At 76.9% G+C, this 2888-nt stretch carries 2 protein-coding genes; both read left to right on the top strand.

Translation table 11 applies throughout. The features are described 5' to 3' along the window. The first annotated feature begins 139 nt into the window (after nt 1–139). On the top strand, nt 140–1261 hold the full coding sequence (murG, locus tag C5507_RS21920; protein ID WP_104530593.1) for an undecaprenyldiphospho-muramoylpentapeptide beta-N-acetylglucosaminyltransferase: 1122 nt from the start codon (nt 140–142) through the stop codon (nt 1259–1261). A gap of 54 nt (nt 1262–1315) precedes the next feature. After that, entirely contained in the window at nt 1316–2776 is a 1461-nt protein-coding gene (gene murC / locus C5507_RS21925) for a UDP-N-acetylmuramate--L-alanine ligase (protein WP_104530594.1), read from the top strand. The last annotated feature ends 112 nt before the right edge of the window (nt 2777–2888 follow it).

Genomic DNA, 2888 nt, shown 5'->3' on the forward strand with positions numbered 1-2888 from the left:
CGTCGGGGAGCCCGTCGACCCCGGCCAGCGACGTCGACCGCGCTGCACGCCCCGACCGCGCCCCGCGGACCGCCTCCCCGCGGACCGGTGCACCCCTGCGCCGGGAGCCCGAGCCGCGCCGCCGTCCCCGGGACGACCGATGAGCGACCTGCGCTCGGTCGTCCTCGCCGGCGGCGGGACCGGCGGGCACATCGAGCCGATGCTCGCCCTCGCCGACGCCCTGCGCCGCCGCGGTGGCGCCGACCTGCGGATCACCTGCCTGGGCACGGCCCGCGGCATGGAGACCAGGCTGGTGCCCGCCCGCGGCTACGACCTGCGCCTGATCCCGCCGGTGCCGCTCCCGCGCACGCCCACCCCCGACCTGCTGCGCGTCCCCGGCCGGGTGCGCCGTTCGGTGAGCGAGACGCGCGCCCTGCTGGACGAGCTCGAGGCCGACGTCGTCGTCGGCTTCGGCGGCTACGTCGCGCTGCCGGCGTACCTGGCCGCGCGCAGGTCGAAGGTGCCGATCGTCGTGCACGAGCAGAACGCGCTCCCGGGGCTGGCCAACCGGATCGGCGCCCGCATCGCCGCCCGCGTGGCCGTCACCGCGCCCGGCACCCCGCTGCACCGCGGTGAGCACGTCGGCATGCCGCTGCGCCGCAGCATCTCCGCGCTGGACCGCGCTGCGGTGCGTGCGGAGGCCCGGGCGGAGTTCGGCCTGGACACCGACCGGCCCACGCTGCTGGTGTTCGGCGGCTCGCAGGGCGCGGCCACGCTCAACCGGGCGGCCGTCGCCGCCGCCGACGCGCTCACCGACGCCGGCGTCCAGGTGCTGCACGCCCGCGGCCCCAAGAACACCGGTGTCGTGGTACCCGACCGTCCGGCCGGCCGGGCGCCCTACGTCGTCGTCGACTACCTGGAGCGGATGGACCTGGCCTACGCCGCGGCCGACCTGGCCCTGTGCCGGTCCGGCGCGGTGACCGTGGCCGAGCTCTCCGCCGTCGGTCTGCCCGCGGCCTTCGTGCCGCTGCCCATCGGCAACGGCGAGCAGCGCCGCAACGCGCTGCCGGTGATCGAGGCCGGCGGCGGGCTCCTCGTGGAGGACGCGGCCCTCGATGCCGAGTGGATCACCGGTAACCTCCTCCCTCTGCTGACCGACCCCCAGGCGCTCGCCGGGCTGGCCCGCCACGCCGCGGCGGCCGGCGTGCCGGACGCCGACGAGCGGCTGGCCGACATCGTCTGCGAGGTGGCCAGCGGTGAGCACCGCGAGAACGACGGGTGAGCGAGCATCGCAGCGAGGAACGAGCGAGGAGCGGAACGAGTCCGGAGTCGAGCAATGAGTGCTGACGACGTCGCCGCCTGGAGCGGCCCGGTACCGACCCTGCCCGAGCTGGGCGCGGTGCACTTCATCGGCGTCGGCGGCGCCGGCATGAGCGGGATCGCCCGCATCCTGCTGGCCCGAGGGGTGCGCGTGTCGGGCAGCGACCGCCGGGACAGCCCCACGCTGCTGGCGCTGCGTGCGCTGGGCGCCCGCGTCGAGACCGGTCACGACGGCGCGCACGTCGGCGAGGCCGACACCGTCGTGGTCTCCACCGCCATCCGGGACGACAACCCCGAGCTGGTGGCGGCGCGCCGGCGCGGTCTGCGGGTGCTGCCGAGGGCCGTCGCCCTGGCGGCGGTCATGGCCGGCCGTCGGAGCGTCGCCGTCGCCGGGACGCACGGCAAGACCTCGACCACCTCGATGCTGACCGTCGCGGTGCAGGCCTGCGGGGTGGACCCGTCCTTCGCCATCGGCGGCACGCTGAACGAGTCGGGCAGCAACGCGCACGCCGGCGAGGGCGACGTGTTCGTCGCCGAGGCCGACGAGAGCGACCGCTCCTTCCTGCTGCTGTCCCCGTTCGCCGCCATCGTGACCAACGTGGAGGCCGACCACCTCGACAACTACGGCGACCTGGCCGCGGTCGAGGCCGCGTTCGACCGGTTCCTCCAGACCGTGGACCCGGCCGGCTTCGTCGTCGTCTGCGCCGACGACCCGGGCGCCGCCCGGCTGCGCACCGTGCCGTCGACGGCGCGGATCCGCACCTACGGCACCGCCGCGGACGCCGACCTGCGGCTCACCGACCTGCAGGTCGCCGCCGACGGCACCAGCTTCACGGCGGTCCTCGACGGCGTCGAGCTCGGGCGGGTGCGCATCCAGGTGCCCGGCGAGCACATGGCCCGCAACAGCGCCGCCGCCCTGCTGGCGGGGCTGGAGCTGGGGCTGCCGGCCGAGGCGCTGATCGAGGGCCTGGGCCGGTTCGGCGGGGTGCACCGGCGGTTCGAGCTCAAGGGCGTCGCCGGCGGCGTCCGCGTGTACGACGACTACGCGCACCACCCCACCGAGGTCTCCGCCCAGCTGCGCGCGGCCCGCGCGGTCGCGGGGGAGGGGCGCCTGGTCGTGGCCTTCCAGCCGCACCTGTACAGCCGCACCCAGGAGTTCGCCGAGGGCTTCGGTGCGGCGCTCGGGCTCGCCGACGACGTCGTGGTGATGGACGTCTACGGCGCCCGCGAGGACCCGGTGCCCGGCGTGACCGGTGCGATGGTGGCCGACGCGGTGCCCCTGCCGCCCGACCGCGTGCTGTTCGAGCCCTCGTGGTCGGCGACCGGTCCGGCGCTGGCGGTCCGCGCGCGACCCGGTGACCTGGTGATGACGATGGGCGCCGGCGACGTGTCGATGGTGGGACCGGAGGTGCTCGACGCCCTGCGCGCGGCAGTGGGCACGACCGGGGAGGACGACGCGGCGGACGCGGGGCAGTGAACCGTTCCGGCAGCACCACGCGCGACCGGGTCCGCGGCGGGCGGCGGTCGCCCGCGCGCGGGGGCGCCCGGCCGGCACGGCTGCCCAACCGCCGTCGGCGTCCGCCGCTGCG

This window comes from Blastococcus saxobsidens (genome assembly GCF_002938435.1).
Taxonomy (GTDB): Bacteria; Actinomycetota; Actinomycetes; order Mycobacteriales; family Geodermatophilaceae; genus Blastococcus; species Blastococcus saxobsidens.